Origin of the sequence: Bradyrhizobium sp. Pha-3 (genome assembly GCF_042258325.1) — a bacterium.
Taxonomy (GTDB): Bacteria; Pseudomonadota; Alphaproteobacteria; order Rhizobiales; family Xanthobacteraceae; genus Bradyrhizobium; species Bradyrhizobium elkanii.
Genome location: NZ_CP170151.1, coordinates 3013011 through 3030852 on the forward strand (window position 1 = coordinate 3013011; position 17842 = coordinate 3030852).

At 65.8% G+C, this 17842-nt stretch carries 13 protein-coding genes; 11 read left to right on the forward strand and 2 right to left on the reverse strand.

Features of this window, described 5'->3' with window-relative positions; all coding sequences use genetic code 11:
- Positions 1 to 271: 271 nt before the first annotated feature.
- The 5 genes from ACE10X_RS14100 to ACE10X_RS14120 all read left to right on the forward strand — a co-directional run bounded on the left by ACE10X_RS14100 (position 272) and on the right by ACE10X_RS14120 (position 8144).
- Entirely contained in the window at positions 272 to 2035 is a 1764-nt protein-coding gene (locus ACE10X_RS14100; protein WP_038383915.1) for an ABC transporter ATP-binding protein, read from the forward strand.
- 84 nt (positions 2036 to 2119) lie between these two features.
- Entirely contained in the window at positions 2120 to 4321 is a 2202-nt protein-coding gene (locus tag ACE10X_RS14105) for an amylo-alpha-1,6-glucosidase (protein ID WP_038383914.1), read from the forward strand.
- A 48-nt stretch (positions 4322 to 4369) separates the two neighbouring features.
- Positions 4370 to 4933, forward strand: coding sequence for a PRC-barrel domain-containing protein (locus ACE10X_RS14110; protein WP_051002909.1), 564 nt, complete (start codon positions 4370 to 4372; stop codon positions 4931 to 4933).
- 88 nt (positions 4934 to 5021) lie between these two features.
- The gene (locus ACE10X_RS14115) at positions 5022 to 6260 is read left to right on the forward strand and encodes an MFS transporter (protein ID WP_304556548.1); all 1239 of its coding nucleotides are present in this window, start codon (positions 5022 to 5024) and stop codon (positions 6258 to 6260) included.
- Positions 6261 to 6524: 264 nt separating this feature from the next.
- Positions 6525 to 8144 (forward strand): L,D-transpeptidase, encoded by a 1620-nt coding sequence (locus ACE10X_RS14120; RefSeq protein ID WP_038383910.1) that lies wholly within the window; start codon positions 6525 to 6527, stop codon positions 8142 to 8144.
- Positions 8145 to 8234: 90 nt separating this feature from the next.
- Here the strand turns inward: ACE10X_RS14120 and ACE10X_RS14125 are convergent, their stop codons facing one another.
- Both ACE10X_RS14125 and glgA read right to left on the reverse strand, forming a co-directional pair.
- Positions 8235 to 9293 carry a class I SAM-dependent methyltransferase gene (locus ACE10X_RS14125; protein ID WP_038383909.1) on the reverse strand — a complete coding sequence of 353 codons (1059 nt, stop codon included), beginning with the start codon at positions 9291 to 9293 and terminating at the stop codon, positions 8235 to 8237.
- A 180-nt stretch (positions 9294 to 9473) separates the two neighbouring features.
- Positions 9474 to 10901, reverse strand: coding sequence for a glycogen synthase GlgA (gene glgA, locus ACE10X_RS14130; RefSeq protein ID WP_038383912.1), 1428 nt, complete (start codon positions 10899 to 10901; stop codon positions 9474 to 9476).
- Between the two features lie 153 nt (positions 10902 to 11054).
- Here glgA and ACE10X_RS14135 point away from each other — a divergent pair, with 153 nt between their 5' ends.
- The 6 genes from ACE10X_RS14135 (at position 11055) to ACE10X_RS14160 (ending at position 17830) form a co-directional block, all read left to right on the forward strand.
- Positions 11055 to 12284, forward strand: a complete 1230-nt coding sequence (locus ACE10X_RS14135) for a CaiB/BaiF CoA-transferase family protein (RefSeq protein WP_038383908.1) — start codon at positions 11055 to 11057, stop codon at positions 12282 to 12284.
- A gap of 306 nt (positions 12285 to 12590) precedes the next feature.
- Positions 12591 to 14066: an ABC transporter substrate-binding protein gene (locus tag ACE10X_RS14140; RefSeq protein ID WP_244435754.1), complete on the forward strand. Its 1476-nt coding sequence runs from the start codon at positions 12591 to 12593 to the stop codon at positions 14064 to 14066.
- Between the two features lie 6 nt (positions 14067 to 14072).
- Positions 14073 to 15023 carry an ABC transporter permease gene (locus tag ACE10X_RS14145; RefSeq protein ID WP_028338875.1) on the forward strand — a complete coding sequence of 317 codons (951 nt, stop codon included), beginning with the start codon at positions 14073 to 14075 and terminating at the stop codon, positions 15021 to 15023.
- Positions 15010 to 15882 (forward strand): ABC transporter permease, encoded by an 873-nt coding sequence (locus tag ACE10X_RS14150; protein ID WP_038383906.1) that lies wholly within the window; start codon positions 15010 to 15012, stop codon positions 15880 to 15882. Before ACE10X_RS14145 ends, ACE10X_RS14150 begins: the two co-directional genes overlap by 14 nt.
- Positions 15879 to 16865 carry an ABC transporter ATP-binding protein gene (locus tag ACE10X_RS14155; RefSeq protein ID WP_304556547.1) on the forward strand — a complete coding sequence of 329 codons (987 nt, stop codon included), beginning with the start codon at positions 15879 to 15881 and terminating at the stop codon, positions 16863 to 16865. Before ACE10X_RS14150 ends, ACE10X_RS14155 begins: the two co-directional genes overlap by 4 nt.
- On the forward strand, positions 16862 to 17830 hold the full coding sequence (locus tag ACE10X_RS14160; RefSeq protein ID WP_304556546.1) for an ABC transporter ATP-binding protein: 969 nt from the start codon (positions 16862 to 16864) through the stop codon (positions 17828 to 17830). The genes ACE10X_RS14155 and ACE10X_RS14160 overlap by 4 nt, the downstream gene beginning before the upstream one ends.
- Positions 17831 to 17842 lie beyond the last annotated feature (12 nt).

Below are 17842 nucleotides of genomic sequence, written 5' to 3' on the forward strand. Positions count from 1 at the left end.
CCCTCAGATGGCACCGACATGCCAAAGACGGGAACGTTCTCGCACGTGCGAGGTTCCTTAGATGTGGGAGATCTGCCGCTTCTTTCTTCCATCACACTGTGGTCTTGCTGATGCCATCACGCTCCAACACGGTTTTGCCTATGCCAGCGTTGCAAAATTGTTGCGCAGTGATGGCTGCATCAAGGAATCCCACCGCCGCCCTTCACGTCATCGTGCGCGAGAGCTTCGACTAAAATTTTCTCGTTCACCTTCAACAGCTTTGCAGGACGTCATGGACCATCTGTCAGGATACGCGCATCGCCCGTTTCCCTTTGTGCTGCGCTATCTGCGCCGGCGTCTGCCGTCGCATGTTGTGATTTTGTCAGCCGTGGTAGCGGCGGTTGCCTGTTCGGTAGGCACGCAATACGGCGTGAAGAATCTGGTCGATGCGTTGTCGGCGGGGCCGTCGGCCGCGAATGGCGTATGGCTGGCATTCGCTCTGCTCATGTCGCTGATCGCAGCCGACAACTTCCTGTGGCGGATCGCGAGCTGGACCGCGAGCTACACCTTTGTCAGCGTCACCGGCGATCTTCGCCGCGACATGTTCCGGCATCTCACCGGCCACGCGCCGAGCTATTTCACGGACCGGCTGCCGGGCATGCTGACCAGCCGGATCACGGCGACGTCGAACGCCGTGTTCACCGTCGAGAACATGTTCGTATGGAATGTGTTGCCGCCTTGCATCGCGACCTTCGCGGCAATCACCCTGGTTGGAACCGTCAGCGTGACAATGTCAGCAGTGCTGATCCTGATCGCGGGAACCATGGTGGTAGCCATGTTCCGCATTGCCGCCGCCGGCCGGCCGCTGCACGACGATTTCGCCAACAGGGCTGCTGCCGTGGACGGCGAAATGGTCGACGTCATCAACAACCTGCCGCTGGTACGCGCGTTCTGCGGCCTCGGCTATGAGCACGAACGCTTCGATGCGACCGTCAATCGGGAACTCGTCGCACGCGGCCGTTCCCTGCGCTACCTCGAGAAGCTTCGTCTTATTCACGCCGGCGTGACCGTCATTCTGACCATCGCGATGCTGGCCTGGGCGCTCAGTCTCTGGCAGCAGGGCACGGCGACCACGGGCGATGTCGTGCTGGTCTGCACGCTCGGCATCTCGATCCTCAGCGCCACCCGCGATCTCGCGGTCGCGCTGGTCGACGTCACCCAGCATGTCGCCCGGCTGACCGAGGCGCTGGCGACGCTGCTGCAGCCGCACGAGCTGAAGGACCATCCGGAGGCCGAGGCGCTGGTGAAGAGCGGCGCCGCGATCGCGTTCAACAATGTCGCGTTCCGCTATCCCGGCGGCCTGCAGGTGTTCGAGCGCTTCAGCCTGCGCATCCAGCCCGGCCAGCGGGTCGGCCTGGTCGGCCAGTCGGGTGGTGGCAAGTCAACATTGTTTACCCTTCTGCAGCGCTTCTACGACGTCGAGCAGGGCAACATCACCGTCGACGGCCAGGACATCTCGCGCGTCACCCAGCAGAGCCTGCGCGCGGCAATCTCGGTGGTGCCGCAGGATATCTCCCTGTTCCATCGTTCGATCCTGGAGAACATCCGCTACGGCCGGCCGGACGCCACCGACGACGAGGTGCTGCGGGCGGCGATCGCGGCGCGCTGCGACTTCATCGAATCCTTGCCCGAGGGCATGAACACCATCGTCGGCGATCGCGGCGTCAAGGTCTCCGGCGGTCAGCGCCAGCGGATCGCGATCGCGCGCGCCTTCCTGAAGGACGCGCCGATCCTGCTGCTCGACGAGGCCACCGCGGCGCTCGATGCGGACTCCGAGGAGGCGATCCGCGAGGCGTTGTCGCGGCTGATGCGCGGGCGTACCGTGGTCGCAATCGCGCACCGACTCGCGACGCTGCGCAGCTTCGATCGCGTGATCGTGCTGCAGGGTGGCCGCATCGTCGAGGACGGTCCGCCCGATATCCTCGTGAAGGGAAGGGGCCCCTACCGCGACCTGGTCGCGCGCGAGATGGGCCGCCTCTCCACCAGCGCGGCCTGACCCCGCGTTTCTCAAGCGTGTTTGTGCGTTCCGGTGCGTTCGTTCGAGCCGAAGTGGAGCCAAGCAAAGTCGCCAGAGGTTCAGATGGCAGCTGACGTCGTTACGCAGATCATCACCGCTCGTATCACTGAGCACGTCGCCGAATCGCCGTTCTACATTCCGATGACCGGGCCCGCGGCACGGCCGCGGCGCTCGCTCAAGCATGACGACACTTTCATCGTGCTCGACAGCCACGGCGACATCGGCGCCTCGGCCGGTGGGCCGGACGGCCTGTTCAACGCCGACACCCGCTACCTGGCGCGGCTGGAAATGGTGCTGGAGGACGTGCAGCCGCTCCTGCTCGGCTCCAACATGCGCGACGACAATTCGGCGCTGACGGTCGACCTCACCAATTCCGACGTCTATCGCGACGACCGTCTGACCCTGCCGAAGGACACGCTGCACATCGTGCGCTCGATCTTCCTGTGGCGCGGCACGGCCTATCAGCGCATCGGCCTGCAGAATCACGGCGATCATGCCGCGAGCTTCGATCTCACGCTGCTGTTCGACAACGACTTTGCCGATCTGTTCGAGGTGCGCGGCGAGCGCCGGCCGCGGCGTGGCATCGGCTCGAGCAAGCTGCTCGGACCGACCGACGTCGTGCTGGAATATTGCGGCCTCGACGAGCAGACGCGGATCACCGCGCTGCATTTCGATCCGCGGCCGACGCGGCTGTCGGTCAACGCGGCGACCTATCATTTCGATCTCGAGCCGGGGCAGGTCACGTCGCTGTTCGTCGCGGTCTCCTGCAACAAGCCGATCATGCAGAAGCCGGTGCCGTTCTTCCGTGGCCTGCTGGCGCATCGCCGCGAGATGCGGACTTCGTCGGCCGGCGCGGCCAGCATCGAGACCTCGAACAACATCTTCAACGAGGTGCTGTGCCAGGCGATGGCCGACCTCAACATGCTGATGACCGAGACGCCGCAGGGCCGTTACCCCTATGCCGGCATTCCCTGGTATTCAACGACGTTCGGCCGCGACGGGCTGATCACCGCGCTGCAGATGCTGTGGGTCGATCCGCGGATCGCCAAGGGCGTCCTGAAGCGGCTCGCGTTGTTCCAGGCCAAGGCGGTCGATCCGCTGGCCGATGCCGCGCCGGGCAAGATCCTGCATGAGATGCGCGGCGGCGAGATGGCCGCGCTTCGCGAGGTGCCGTTCGCGCATTATTACGGCAGCGTCGATTCCACTCCGCTGTTCGTGCTGCTCGCCGGGCTCTATCTGGAGCGCACCGGCGATTTGGAGACGCTGCGCGAGCTGTGGCCCGCGGTCGAGGCCGGTTTGCAATGGATCGACGGCCCGGGCGATTCGGATCGCGACGGCTTCGTCGAATACCAGCGCGCCACCGAGCAGGGGCTTCGCAATCAGGGCTGGAAGGATTCGTTCGACGCCATCTTCCACGCCGACGGAACGCTTGCCGAGGGCAACATCGCGCTGGCGGAAGTGCAGGGCTATGTGTTTGCCGGCAAGCAGCTTGCCGCGCGCGCGGCGCGCAAACTCGGCTTTGCCGACAAGGCCGCGAAGCTGGAAGCCGAGGCCGAGCGGCTGCGCGAGCGGTTCGAGGAAGCATTCTGGTGCGAGGAGCTCGGCACCTATGCGGTCGCGCTCGACGGCGCCAAGCAGCCGTGCAAGGTGCGCACGTCGAATGCCGGCCAGACATTGTTTTCCGGCATGGTGCGGGAAGACCGCGCGCGACGGGTCGCCGCCGATCTGATGAGCCAGAAGTTCTTCTCGGGTTGGGGCATCCGCACCGTCGCCGCGGGCGAAGCGCGCTACAACCCGATGTCCTATCACGATGGCTCGATCTGGCCGCATGACAATGCGCTGATCGCGCTCGGATTTGCCCGCTACGGCCTCAAGCATTCGGTCGCGCATCTGTTCAAGGGCCTGTTCGATGCCGCGAGCTATATGGAACTGCGACGGCTGCCGGAGCTGTTCTGCGGCTTCCGCCGCGAGCGGCGGCGCGGCCCGGTGCTCTATCCCGTGGCCTGTGCACCGCAGGCCTGGGCGAGCGCGACGCCGTTCACGCTGCTGGAGGCGGCGCTCGGCCTCGAGTTCGACACCGCGCGGGGCGAGATTCGCTTGCGCGATCCGCGGCTGCCGGAGTTCCTCAACGACGTGGTGCTGCGCGACCTCAGGCTAGGCGCTTCCAGCGTCGATTTGAGGCTGCGCCGCCATGGCGACGAGGTGTCGCTCGAAGTGTTGCGCACACGCGGCCAGATCCAGGTGTCGATCGTGCTGACGCATTGAGCGTCGTGGCGCGGCATGCGTGCGCCGGGAAATCGCGGGGAGAGTAACATGCGTCCGAGGGTTTTGATGATGCTGGTCGCAGCGGTGCTGCTGACATGCGCGGGTGTCCGTGCCGCCGACGACGAAGCGCCGGCGCCGACACCATCGCCGCCGCCGGCGGCCCAGGCGCCGCCAGCAACGCCTGCGCCGCCGGCAGCCTCCGCGACGCCGAAGGAGCAGGCCAAGGAGCCCTCAAAGGAATCGTCCAAGGAGCCGTCGCCGCCGCCGTCGGTGACCGTGATCGGCGCGCGCGATGCGCACGGCATTCTCGGGCGCGACGTTCGCAGTTCCGCCAATGAGAACATGGGCCGCATCGTCGACGTCATTGTCGACCGCGACGGCAAGGTCCGCGCCGCGGTGATCGATTTCGGTGGGTTCCTCGGCGTCGGCAGCCGCAAGATCGTGGTCGATTGGAACGCGCTGCGTTTCGCCGGTGTTTCCAGCAAGAGCGACAGTATCACGCTGGACCTCAACAAGCAGCAGGTGAGCGCTGCACCCGAGTACAAGGAAGATACGCCGCTGATCGTGCTGGGCGCGGCGGGAAGCCTGCATCCATGGGACTACGAACATTAGGGGGGTAAAGCTGGTCGCGCGTCCGAACTCTTCTTTCGAGACGGTTGGCGACGATCGTAGCGAGCGATCAGCCGGCAGCACCAACGTTGTGTCAATTGTCCCCGACCAGCCCAGTCCGGAGGAACCGCGCGGGCCGTCGCGGGAGAGCCAGCGCGGGCTCGACTGGTTCATCTTCTTCCTGGCCGACGTGCAGACCGGCTTCGGCCCGTTCGTCGCGGTCTATCTGACGACGCAGAAATGGACCCAGGTCGAGATCGGCTTCGTGCTCTCGATCGGCGGCATCATCGGCCTGCTGGGCCAGATGCCCGGCGGAGCGATCGTCGATGCGGCGCGCTCGGAGCGGGTCGTTGCGGGCTGTGCGGTGGCCGCGATCGGCGCCAGTGCGCTGGCCTACGCGCTCTGGCCGATCTTTCCCGTGGTCACGCTCGCCGCGGCGCTGCACGCGCTCGCAAGCTGCGTGCTCGGTCCGGCGATCGCCGCGATCAGCCTCGGCCTGGTCGGGCCGCTTGCGATCGGCGAGCGGCTCGGCCGCAACGCGCGCTTCGCCTCGCTCGGCAGCGGTTCGGCCGCGGCACTGATGGGCGCCTGCGGTTATCTGCTGTCGAGCCGCTCGGTGTTCCTCGTCACCTTCATCCTGGCGATCCCGACGCTGCTGTCGCTGGCCCGGATCCGCGAGCGCGAGATCGACATCGCCCAGGCCCATGGCGAGGTCAAACGCGAGGTCCCCGACAAGCGCGCCACCAGCGTGTTCGCGCTGGTGCGGCAGCGGCCGCTACTGATCTTCGCCGGCGCGATGATGCTGTTCCAGCTCGCCAACGCCGCGATGCTGCCGCTGATGGCGGGCGTGGTGACGACACGGTCGAGCCAATGGGCGCCGGTCCTGATCGCGGCCTGCATCATTGTGCCGCAGGCGATCGTCGCTTTGTCCTCGCCCTCGGTCGGCCGCATAGCCCAGATCCGGGGCCGGCGGCCGCTGCTCCTGATCGCATTCGTCGCGCTGGCGGTCCGCGGCCTTTTGTTTGCAACCGTGCGTGATCCCTATCTGCTGGTCATGGTGCAGATTTTCGACGGCATCACCGCGGCGATCTTCAGCGTGATGGTGCCGCTGATCGTGGCCGACGTCGCCTTCGGCAGCGGCCATTTCAACCTGGCGCAGGGCATTGTCGGCACCGCGGTCGGCATTGGCGCATCGCTCAGCACGGTGCTGGCCGGCTATGTCAGCGACAAGCTCGGCAGCAGCACCGCCTTCATGGGCCTCGCCGGCGTCGCCGCGTTCGGGCTGCTCGTGGTCTGGCTGGTGATGCCGGAGACGCGGCGGACGGCATGATGGCAGGGCGCAGCCGCGGCACCATTGGCCGCCGCCGACCGGACCAGGGCCGCGGCTACGGGCCCGTTTTGCTGCGCGGCACCCTTTCTCCTGCATGTGCCGTCATATATGAGTGAATACATAAGTGATTTGCTGCTGGAACGAGCCCGATGGTCCCCAGGAGCGAGTTCGCGCGTTGAACCGCGGCGGCGATTAATCAATCCAAAATCGCGGTCTGGTACGGGATTGACGCAGCGCGGGCAGGCATTTCGACCGAGGAACGGCATGGTAAATCGAACGACGACGGCGCAGACCACCGGAGCGATGCGGCGTTGGGGGCAGCCCGCCTTTGTGACTTTCGCGGCGATGGTCACAGTTGCGTCACTGACCGGTGGCGTCGCGGCGAAAGAGCAGCGTCCGGCGGCAGCCGTTGAGGCGACCGCGCCGCGCACCGCTGGCGAGCCGATCATGGCGATCGTGTCGATCAAGGCCCAGAAGGTCACGTTCTACGACGCCGAGGGCTGGATCTACCGCGCGCCGGTGTCGAGCGGCGTGAAGGGACGCGAGACGCCGGCCGGCGTCTTTGCGCTGATCGAGAAGGACAAGGACCACCACTCGACCCTCTATGACGATGCCTGGATGCCCAACATGCAGCGCATCACCTGGAACGGCATCGCGCTGCATGGCGGACCGCTGCCGGGATATGCGGCTTCGCATGGCTGCGTGCGGATGCCCTACGATTTTGCCGAGAAGCTGTTCGACAAGACCCGGATCGGGATGCGGGTGATCATCGCGCCGAACGACCCGGCCCCGGTCGATTTCACGCATCCGGCGCTGTTCGTGCCGAACGCGCAAGCCATGGCGGCCGCGCCGGCGCGCGCCGAAAAGCTCAGCCGCGAGGCCGCGGATGCCGCCAAGGCGGCCGACGAGGCGAAGAAGGCTTCGGTAGCCGCGTCCAAGGAAGCTGCACTGTTCACGCCGGCGTCGCTGCGAAAATTGCAACAGATCAAGACCCGTGCCGACGCGGCGGTTGCGTTGGCCGACAAGACGCTCGCCGCGGCCAAGACCGATCAGGCCAAGGCGCGCGCCGAGGATCTGAAGCAGAAGGCAGTGGCTAAGGCCGCGGAAGCGACCACGCAGTTCGAGGCCGCCCAGGGTGACGCCAAGCCGAAGCTCGACGCCGCAGCCGCCGCCAAGGACGCCGCCAAGGCGGCCGAGACCAAGAAGGCCGATACCCAGAAGGCGGCGACCGAGGCCAAGCTCGCGCTGGAGCCGGTGTCCGTCTACATCAGCCGCGCGACGCAGAAGCTCTACGTTCGGCGCAACACCCACAAGCCATGGGCTGACGGCGGCGAGGTGTTCGATTCAAGCATCGAGGTTCCCGTCACGATCCGCGATCCGGACAAACCGATCGGCACGCATATCTACACGGCGATGGCGCGCAACGACGCGGGCGGCCTGCGCTGGACGCAGGTGACGATCGACGACGGAGACAACGCCAAGGACGCGCTCGACCGCATCACCATCCCGCAGGATGTGCTGGATCGCATCGCGCCGACTGCCGTTGCGCGCTCTTCGATCATCATCTCGGACGAGCCGCTGAGCGCCGAGACCAACTATCGCACCGAGTTCGTCGCCGTGCTGAGCAACCAGCCTCAGGGCGGTTTCATCACGCGCAAGCCGACCCGGCCCATGATGACCGACGACATGATCGCGAGCAGGGACGAGGACGGTTTCGGCTTCTTCTATCAGCGCAGCTGGAATCCCCAGGCGCCGACCAATTATGGTAGCTCCCAATACGGCGCTCCCCAGTTCGGTAGCCCGCAGATTTATGGCAATCCTCAAGCCGCCAACCCGCGCCGGCGCGGCGGCCAATACTACTGGCAGTCGCAACAGGACTGGTAGTGGGCGCTGCCAGGGGCAGGCCGCCCATCACGGTGAGCCTCCGACGGCGGCGTGATGCCGCCGTCGAAACGCACTGCGCTATGGACTGCCTTACGGGCGAGCTTCCAGGATCAGGTTGAACGGCGTTTCCGCTGCGCGGCGGAACCGCGAGAAGCCGCCTTGGCGCGCCACCTCGCGCAGTCTTGCCTCTCCGGCCTGCGCGCCGAGCGCGAGCCCGACCTCCTGGTCCAGCGACGCCGGTGTGCAGATCATCGTCGACGCCGCGTAGTAGACGCGCCCGATCGGATTGAGGTTGTCCTCCAGCCGGTCGTTGGCGAACGGCTCGATCAGCATGCAGGTGCCGTCGTCGGCGAGGGTGGAGCGGGTGTGCTTGAGGGCGCCGACCGGATCACCCATGTCGTGCAGGCAGTCGAAGAAGCACACCAGGTCATAGCCCTTGGCCGGGAATGTCTTGGCGGAATGCGTTTCGAAATGAACGCGGTCCGACAGTCCCGCCTCCCGCGCGGACTTCCGCGCCGCCTCGATCGAGCCCTCGTGATAGTCGAAGCCGTAGAACGTTGATTTCGGGAACGCCTCCGCCATCAATCGCGTCGAGACGCCGTGCCCGCAGCCGACGTCCGCGACGATAGCGCCTTTCTTCAGCTTGTCGACGACGCCCTCGAGCGCCGGCAGCCATTCCTGGACCAGATAATGCTTGTAGCTGGTGCGGAAGAAGCGGGCGGTGCCGCAGAACAGGCACTCGCTGCGCCTGTTCCAGCCGACGCCCTTGCCGGTCTTGAAGGCGTCGGTAATCTTTGGCTCATCGAGAAAGGTCGCGCCGACAAGGCTTCCGACGGCGCCGAGGAAGACCGGGCTGTCCTCGTCGGCCAGCGCGAGCGCCTGCTCGGGCAGCATCGAGAACTTTCCGGTTGCCTTGTCGTACTCGATGTAGCCGGAGGCCGCCTGCGCTGACAGCCACTCCTGGATGTAGCGCTCGGCCGTTCCCGTCGCCTTGGCCAGGGTCGCGGCATTCATCGGCCCGCCCTGCGCGAGAGCCCTGTACAGCCCCAGCTTGTCGCCCAGCAGCATCAGCGAGGCGTTCATCGCCGCACCGACATCGCCGATCATCTTTCCCATGAATGAATTGAGGCGCTCTTCGTTGACGTCCATGATGTTCCTCCATCGCAATCGCGTTTGGCCAAAAGTCATCATTCGCAATTTCACGCATGCGTCGTCGTCCAGCCGTGTGGCGACGTGATCGCCTGAAAGGTTCGGTGCAATGACCCGATTGTTACCGGGCCGGTGGGATCCCAGAGCCGCCGGGCTTCACAAGCCCGCGAGGCGAGCCGCCTACGCCATCACGCGCGGCATGATCAGCCTTTTGTACAGCGCACCATAGCAGGCGGCCGACAGGTCCCAGCTGTAGGACTTGGCCATCGCGCTGGAGCGCATGGCGTTGAGCCGGTCCTTGGCGCGGTAGGCGTCGAAGGCGCGCCTGACGCCGCCGAGGAAGGATTCCGCCGACGGCTGCGCAAACAGGAAGCCGGTCTCGCCGTCGGCGATGGTTTCCGCAAGCCCGCCGGTCTGGTGTCCGATCGGCAGCGAGCCGAAGCGCTGCGCATACATCTGGCTGAGGCCGCAGGGCTCGAAGCGCGACGGCATCAAAGTGAAATCGCTGCCGGCGAAGATCCGGCGCGCCTGCGCGTCGTTGAAGCCGATGATGACGCCGATCGCATCGGGCCGGCGGCGATGCGCGGCCACCAGTGCATCCTCGATGGCGGGCTCGCCGCTGCCGGTGACGACGATCTGTCCGCCGTCCCTGATGATCTCGTCGGCGGCGGATAGCACGAGGTCGACGCCCTTCTGATGCACGAGGCGTGCGACGAGGCCAAAGATCGGCCCGCGCGAGACCGCAAGCCCGAACTGACGGCGGACATAGTCGGCGTTGGCCTGCTTGCCCTTCCAGTCGCCGGAGCCGAACGGCTGTGCGAGCTGCGCGCAATGGCGCGGATCCCAGCTCTCGTCGATGCCGTTCAGGATGCCGGTCAGCTGGTCGGCGTCGGAGCGCACGCGGAGCAGGCCTTCCAGGCCGCAGCCGAGCTCCGCGGTCGTGATCTCCCTGGCATAGGTCGCGCTGACCGTGGTCAGATGCGAGGCGTAGACGAGGCCGCCCTTGAGGAAGGAGAGCTTGTCGTAGAACTCCAGCCCGTCGATGTGGAACGAGCTTTCCGGTGCGCCGATCCGCCGCAGCGAGTCCTTCGGAAACAGGCCCTGATAGGCGAGATTGTGGATGGTCAGGATCGAAGGAATCCGCGCGTTGCGCCAGGCGAGGTAGGCCGGTGTGAGCGCGGCCTGCCAATCGTTGGCGTGTACGAGGTCCGCTGCCCAATCCTTGTCCAGCATTCCGGCTGCAAGTTCGGCAGCGGCCGAGGCAAAACGGCCGAAGCGGATGTCGTTGTCGGGCCAGTCGCGGCCGGACTCATCGCCATAGGGATTGCCCGGCCTCTCGTAGAGTTGCGGGCACAGCAGCACGTAGACCGGAAGTCCGTCCCTGGTCGACGCACGCCCGAGCGTGCAGGCCGGCATCTCGGCGAGCGCTCGGCATTGCCCAACGATTTCAATATGCGTGAACTGTTCGACCACATCCCGGTAGCCGGGAAGCATGATCCTGACGTCGCTCCACGGGCGGAGCGCCCGCGGAAGGGCAGCGGAAACGGCGGCGAGCCCGCCCACGCGGACGAAATCGTCCATCTCCGTCGTGACGAATAAGACCTTCAACAAGCGCCCTCGTTCCAGCCCGTGACATGGCTATGCAAGATCGGGTCCAATCTGCCTTTGAGTAAAATGCAAGACCGCCCGCGCTCCCGGTCTGGACGAGACGCTTTCCTGCCAGGGCGGCTCACTTTAGGGTCACGCGACGCCGAACAACCAATGACGAAGGTGGAGGAAGCCTTGCCGACGACCATAGCCGCTGACGATGAGGGGAATTTGACACGGAGCTTCGACGGCCTTCGCGTGCTCGATTTTTCGACCACGATCGCCGGACCTCATTGCACGCGGATGCTCGCCGACATGGGCGCGGAGGTGATCAAGATCGAGCCCACTGAGGGCGAGACGATGCGGACGCGGCCGCCGGTGCGCAACAATTGCTCGACTGCGTTCGGTCAGCTCAATATCGGCAAGAACAGCCTGGTGCTCGACCTGAAGTCGCCGGCCGGCGTCGAAGCCGTGCGCCGGCTGATCGCCACCGCCGACGTGCTGGTGGAGAATTTCCGTCCCGGCGTGATGCGGCGGCTGAAGCTCGACTATGCCTCGGTCCGCGACATCAATCCGAAGCTGATCTTTTGCTCGATCTCCGGCTACGGCCAGACCGGCCCGTCGGCGGAATTGCCGGCCTATGCGCCGGTGATTCATGCCGCCTCGGGTTACGAGATGGCGCATCTCGCCTATCAGCCGGGACGCAGCCGGCCGGACTATTGCGGCATCTATCACGCCGATGTGCTGACCGGCGTTTACGCCTTCGGTGCGATCTCGTCGGCGCTCTACCAGCGCGCCGCCAGCGGCAAGGGCCAGCACATCGACGTCTCGATGCTGGAATCGATGCTGAGCCTGACCCTGAACGAGTTGCAATGGTCGCAATTCGAGGTGAAGCAAACCCAGCGCCCGATGTTCGGCCCGATCGAAACCACCGACGGCTACGTGATGGTGGCGATCGCCAGCGAGAAGACGTTCCAGAACCTGATGCAGGTGATCGGCCGTCCCGATTGGGTGTCCGATCCGCGCTTCGCCAAATATTCCGATCGGCGGGACAACTGGGCGGGCCTGATGGAGGGCGTCGAGGCGTGGTCGCGCTCGGTCAGCACGCAGGCCTGCCTTGCCGCGCTCAACGAGTATGGCGTGCCGTCGTCGGCCTATCGCACCGTGCGCGAGGCGCTTGCCGATCCGCAAATCGCCCATCGCGGCGCGCTGGCCGAGGTTGCGGACGGCGGCGGCAGCTTCAAGGTGCTCAATCTGCCGTTCCGCATGTCCGGCGCGACGGTCGGTGCGCGCAAGCGGATGTCGACGCTCGGCGAGCACACACTGTCCTATCTGAAGGAGATCGGGCTCTCCGAGGATCAGATCGCAGGCTTCGCAGCGCGACCGGCGGAGACGGGTGCGTAGTTAGAGCATGATCCGGACCCGGAGGGCCGCGTTCGCGCAAAGTGCGTACCGGTTTTCCGAAAGATCATGCTCAAACAAGTAGATCAGATCACGATGCGAGCTCATGAGATCGCATCGTGATCGCCCTGCGGCTTTTCATCCGTATTACGGTCTTGTCGCGCGCGGCGATTCCGGACAATCTGCCGCCCAACAGACGACGATCCGGAACACCGGACGTCGCCCACCTGGGAGGGAGCATTGATGAAGCTGGTCGGGCGCGCGCGCGCAGTTGCGCGCATATTTCTTGTGGCGGGATTAGGTGGGGCGATGTCAGCTGCACCGGCCCATGCGCAGAAGCAGGGGGGCACGCTCACCGTCGGCCAGGAACTGGACGTTCCGGGCTTCGACCCGCTCAAGGTCGGCGTCTACGACACGTCGGCCAACACCGCCGCGGCCGCGATCTTCGACACGCTGACGACGCTCGACGACAAGGGCGAACCGAAGCCGAAGCTCGCGCTGTCGTGGACGCATTCCGACGACTTCAAGACCTGGACCATCAAGCTGCGGCCCGGCGTCAAATTCCACGACGGCACGCCGTTCAATGCGCAGGCGGTGAAGGAGAACTTCGACCGCCAGAAGGACCCGGCCAACAAGTGCCGCTGCGCCTTCTACATCACGAGCATCATCAGTGTGCAGGCGGTCGATGACCTCACGGTGGTCTACAATTTCAGCGACCCGTCGGTGAACTTTCCGGCGACCCAGTCGATCCAGAGCTCCAACAACGTCATGCAGTCGCCGACCGCATGGAAGACCAAGGGCGACGACTACAACCGCAACCCGGTCGGCACCGGACCCTACATTCTGAAATCCTGGACCGCCGGCGATCGCATGCTGCTGGAGAAGAATCCGGACTACTGGGACAAGGGCAAGCCCTATCTCGATCGCATCATCTTAAAGCCGCTGCCGGATGCGCAGTCGCGCTTTGCCTCGCTGCAATCGGGCGAGGCCGACATCATCTGGGACGACGAGGCCGACGCCGACAACATTATCAAGGCGCGCAAGGACACCAGTCTAACCGTGCATACCTATCAAGGCTCGGGGGCTGCAGTCGCGGCCTTCAACACCAAGGTCCCGCCGTTCGACGACGTGCGCGTGCGCCAGGCGCTGGTGATGGCGCTCGACCGCACGAAGATGTCGCAAGCGATCACCAATGGCCTGGCGCGACCGGCCAGCAATCCCTATGGCGACGGGTCCTGGGTGAAGTGCAAGGATGACGGCGCGTTGCCCTACGATGTCGAAAAGGCGAAGGCGTTGATCAAGGATTACGGCAAGCCGGTCGAATTCAAGATGCTGGTCACGGCGACGCCGCGCGGCCGCACCGGCGGTCAGGTGTTGCAGCAATTCTGGAAGCGCATCGGCGCCAATATGGAGATCGAGCAGGTCGATCAGGCGACCATTCCGCCGCGCGCCTTCATGCGCCAGTTCCAGCTCACGCCCTGGCGCATCGTCGATCTCGCCGATCCGGATCCGCAGATGTACGCCAATTTCCACACCGGCAGCCCGGTGGCGCTGGCGAACTACTCCAATCCGGAACTGGACCGGCTGCTGGAGCATGCGCGAACCACCGCCGACGTTGCCCAGCGTACCGAGGACTATTGCGCGATCAGCCGCCTGATCAACAAGGAAGCAATCTGGTTCTGGACCTTCCAGAACACCTACTACGCCATCTCGAGCGCGAAGGTGAAGGGCGTGCCGAAGATGTTCAACGGGGTGCTCGACGTCTCCTACGCCTGGAAGGAATAGCCTTTCATGCTGTTCTTCGTCGCGCGCAGGCTCCTGTACCTGGTACCGGTGCTGATCGCGGTCTCGGTTCTGACCTTCGTGATCGCCTCGCTGTTGCCCGGCGATCTGGCCTACGTGATCCTCGGCGACCAGGCGACGCCCGAGAACGTCGCGGCCCTGCGTCACGACATGGGGCTCGATCAGCCGATCTGGCTGCGCTATCTCGGCTGGCTGTGGCACATCCTGCAGGGTGATTTCGGACGGTCCTTCCGCACCGGGCAGACCGTGTTGCAGGCCGTCAGCGAACGCATCCCGGTCTCGTTCGAGCTGATGATCCTGGCCGAGCTGATCGGGCTTGCGATCGGCGTGCCGCTCGCGATCGCCTGCGCGGCCAAGGCCGGCAGCGCGTTCGACCGCTTCATGACCGGCTCGGCGTTCGGCATGCTGTCGGTGCCGACCTTCCTGTCCGCGATCCTCTTGATCTATCTGTTTGCGGTCGAGCTGCGCCTGCTGCCGGCGACCGGCTATGTGCCGTTCACCGAGGACCCGGTCGCCAATCTGCGCTTCATGGTGCTGCCGGCGCTGACCCTCGGGCTTGCGGAATGGCCGGGCATCATGCGCGTGCTGCGCTCCGACATGATCGCAGCGCTGCAGGAGGACTATATCGCGCTCGCCAAGGCGAAGGGCCTCAAGCCGTCGCGCATCCTGTTCGTGCACGCGCTGAAGCCGTCGTCGCTGACGCTCGTCACCATCACCGGCATCAATATCGGCCGCCTGATCGGCGGCGCCGTCATCGTCGAGTCGATCTTCGCCTTGCCGGGGATCGGCCGCCTCCTGGTCGGCGCGATCTATACTCGCGATCTGATCATTCTGCAGGGCGTGGTGCTGCTGGTTGCCGCGGGCTTCGTGATCATGAACTTCGTCGTCGACATGCTCTACGCCCTTCTCGATCCGAGGATCCGCCATGGCCACGCTTGAGCTCAGCCTCGAGGAAGAGGCCAGTACGACGCCGGCCCGGCGCCGCCGCGGGCTCGGCATGCTGTTCTGGATTGCGATCGGCTGGATGGCGCTGGTGTTCGCGGTCGCGATCTTTGCCGACCTGCTGCCGCTGCCAAGCCCGACCGACATGGACATGCTGGAGCGGCGGGCGCCGATTTCGGCCGAACATTGGCTCGGCACCGACGGTCTCGGCCGTGACGAGCTGTCGCGGTTGATCTATGGCGCGCGCATCTCGCTGATCGTCGGCCTCTGCGCACCGATGATCGGTGTCACGATCGGCGGCGCGCTCGGCATGCTCGCGGGCTATTTCCGCGGCCGGTTCGAATCCTTCGTGGTCGGCAGCATGGACGTGCTGCTGGCGTTCCCGCCGCTGATCCTGGCGCTTGCGGTCACCGCCTATCTCGGCCAGTCGATCTTCAATCTGACCTGCATCCTCGGCGTGCTTGGCATTCCCGCCTTCATGCGGGTAGCGCGGGCGGCGACCTTGTCGCTGGCGCGGCGCGAATTCGTCATCGCGGCGCAGGCGCTCGGCGCCACGCATGCGCGCATCCTGCTGCGCGAGCTGCTGCCCAATGTGATGCTGCCGCTGCTCGCCTTCTTCCTGCTCGGCGTCGCCGTCACCATCGTGGTCGAGGGGTCGCTGTCGTTCCTCGGCCTCGGCGTGCCGCCGCCGATCTCGAGCTGGGGCAGCATGATCGGGGAGGGCCGTGAGAGCCTCGAGGTGGCGCCGCGGCTCGCCTTCATTCCGGCGATCGCGATGTTCCTGACCGTGCTTTCGTTCAACCTGATCGGCGATACGATGCGCGCGCTGACCGATCCCAGGCAGGGGGCGCTATGAGCCGGACGCTGCTCTCGGTCGAGAATGCGGTGGTCGACCTGCCGACGCCGCGCGGCAATCTGCGGGCGGTCGATCATGTCGATCTTGCCGTCGGCGCCGGCAGGACGCTCGGCATCGTCGGCGAGTCCGGGTGCGGCAAGACCATGCTGTCGCGCGCGATCCTGCAGCTGCTGCCCAAGAAGGCGAAACTGTCCGGCCGCGTGATGTTCGACGGGCAGGATCTGACGAAACTGCCGGCGGAGAAATTGCGCAAGCTGCGCGGCCGCTCGCTCGCGGTCGTGTTCCAGGACCCGATGACCTCGCTCAATCCGGTGCTGACCATCGGCACCCAGCTGATCGAGACCATTGTGGAACATCTCGAGCTCGACGTGGCCCAGGCCAGGCAGCGCAGCATCGAACTGTTGGCGGCGGTCGGCATTCCCGCGCCCGAGCAGCGCCTGGCGCAATATCCGCACCAGCTCTCCGGCGGCATGCGCCAGCGCGTCGCGATCGCGGTGGCGCTGTCCTGCGAGCCGCAGCTCCTGATCGCGGACGAGCCGACCACCGCGCTCGACGTCACGATCCAGGCCCAGATCCTCGATCTCTTGGCGCGCGAGCAGCAGCGCCGTCACATGGCGATGATCATCATCACGCATGACCTCGGGGTGGTCGCCGGCCGCACCGACGAGGTCGCTGTGATGTATGCCGGGCGCGTCGTCGAACGCGCGCCGACGCCGGCATTGTTCAAGCAGATGCGGATGCCCTACACCGAGGCGCTGCTCGCCGCCTTGCCGAGGCTCGACGTCGCGCCGCATACGCCGCTGCCCGCGATTTCAGGACGGCCGCCCGACCCGACCCGGCCGCTTAGGGGCTGCTCGTTCTCGCCGCGCTGCCGCTATTCCGCGGAGCGCTGCGGCACGGAGAAGCCGCAGCTCAGCCGGGCGGAAACGCCGGAACATCTCTACGCCTGCTTCCATCCGATCACCGCGGGGGTCGGCGCATGATGCTGCAGGCCGCACCCGATCCGCTGATGAAGGTGGAAAACCTCGTCGTCGAATATTCGGTGGGAGGCAAGACCATCCATGCCGTCTCCGACGTCAGCCTCGAGATCGCGCGCGGCGAGACGCTCGGGCTGGTTGGCGAGTCCGGCTGTGGCAAGTCCACGCTCGGCCGCGCCGTGCTGCAATTGCGCCAGGCGGTCTCCGGCAAGGTGCTGTTCGACGGGCACGATCTCACCGCCCTGAAGGGCGAGGCGCTGCGCAAGATGCGCCGGCGCGTGCAGCTGATCTTCCAGGACCCGATTGCCTCGCTCAATCCGCGGCGGCGGATCGGCGATATCGTCGCCGAGCCGCTGGTGATCGCGGGCGTCAAGGATCCCGAGGAACGCCGGCGGCGGGTCAGCGACGTGCTGTCGGCGGTCGGCCTCGATCCGGCGTTGGTGAGCGGACGACTGCCGCATGAATTCTCCGGCGGACAATGCCAGCGCATCTGCATCGCCCGCTCGCTGGTGCTCAATCCGGAATTCGTGATCTGCGACGAGCCGGTGTCCGCGCTCGACGTTTCAATTCGTGCCCAGATCCTCAATCTGCTGGAGGAGATGAAGGCGCGCTACGGCCTGACCCTGCTGTTCATCGCCCATGACCTTGCCGTGGTGAAGGCGGTCTCAGATCGCGTCGCGGTGATGTATCTCGGCCGGCTCTGCGAGGTTGGCCCGTCGGAGCAGCTGTTTGCACGGCCGGCACATCCCTATACCGCGCTGCTGATCGAGGCGATCCCGGTGCCGGATCCGGATGTCCGGCCGACCCAAAGCGTGCCGGTCGGCGAGCCGCCGTCGCCGATTGCGCCGCCCTCCGGCTGCCGCTTCCGGACCCGCTGCCCGCGGGCCGGTGCGCGCTGCGCCAGCGAGGTGCCGGAACTGCGCGTGGTCGCGCCGGGCCAGTTCGCGGCTTGCCATCATCCCCTGATCTAAATATCCGGAGGC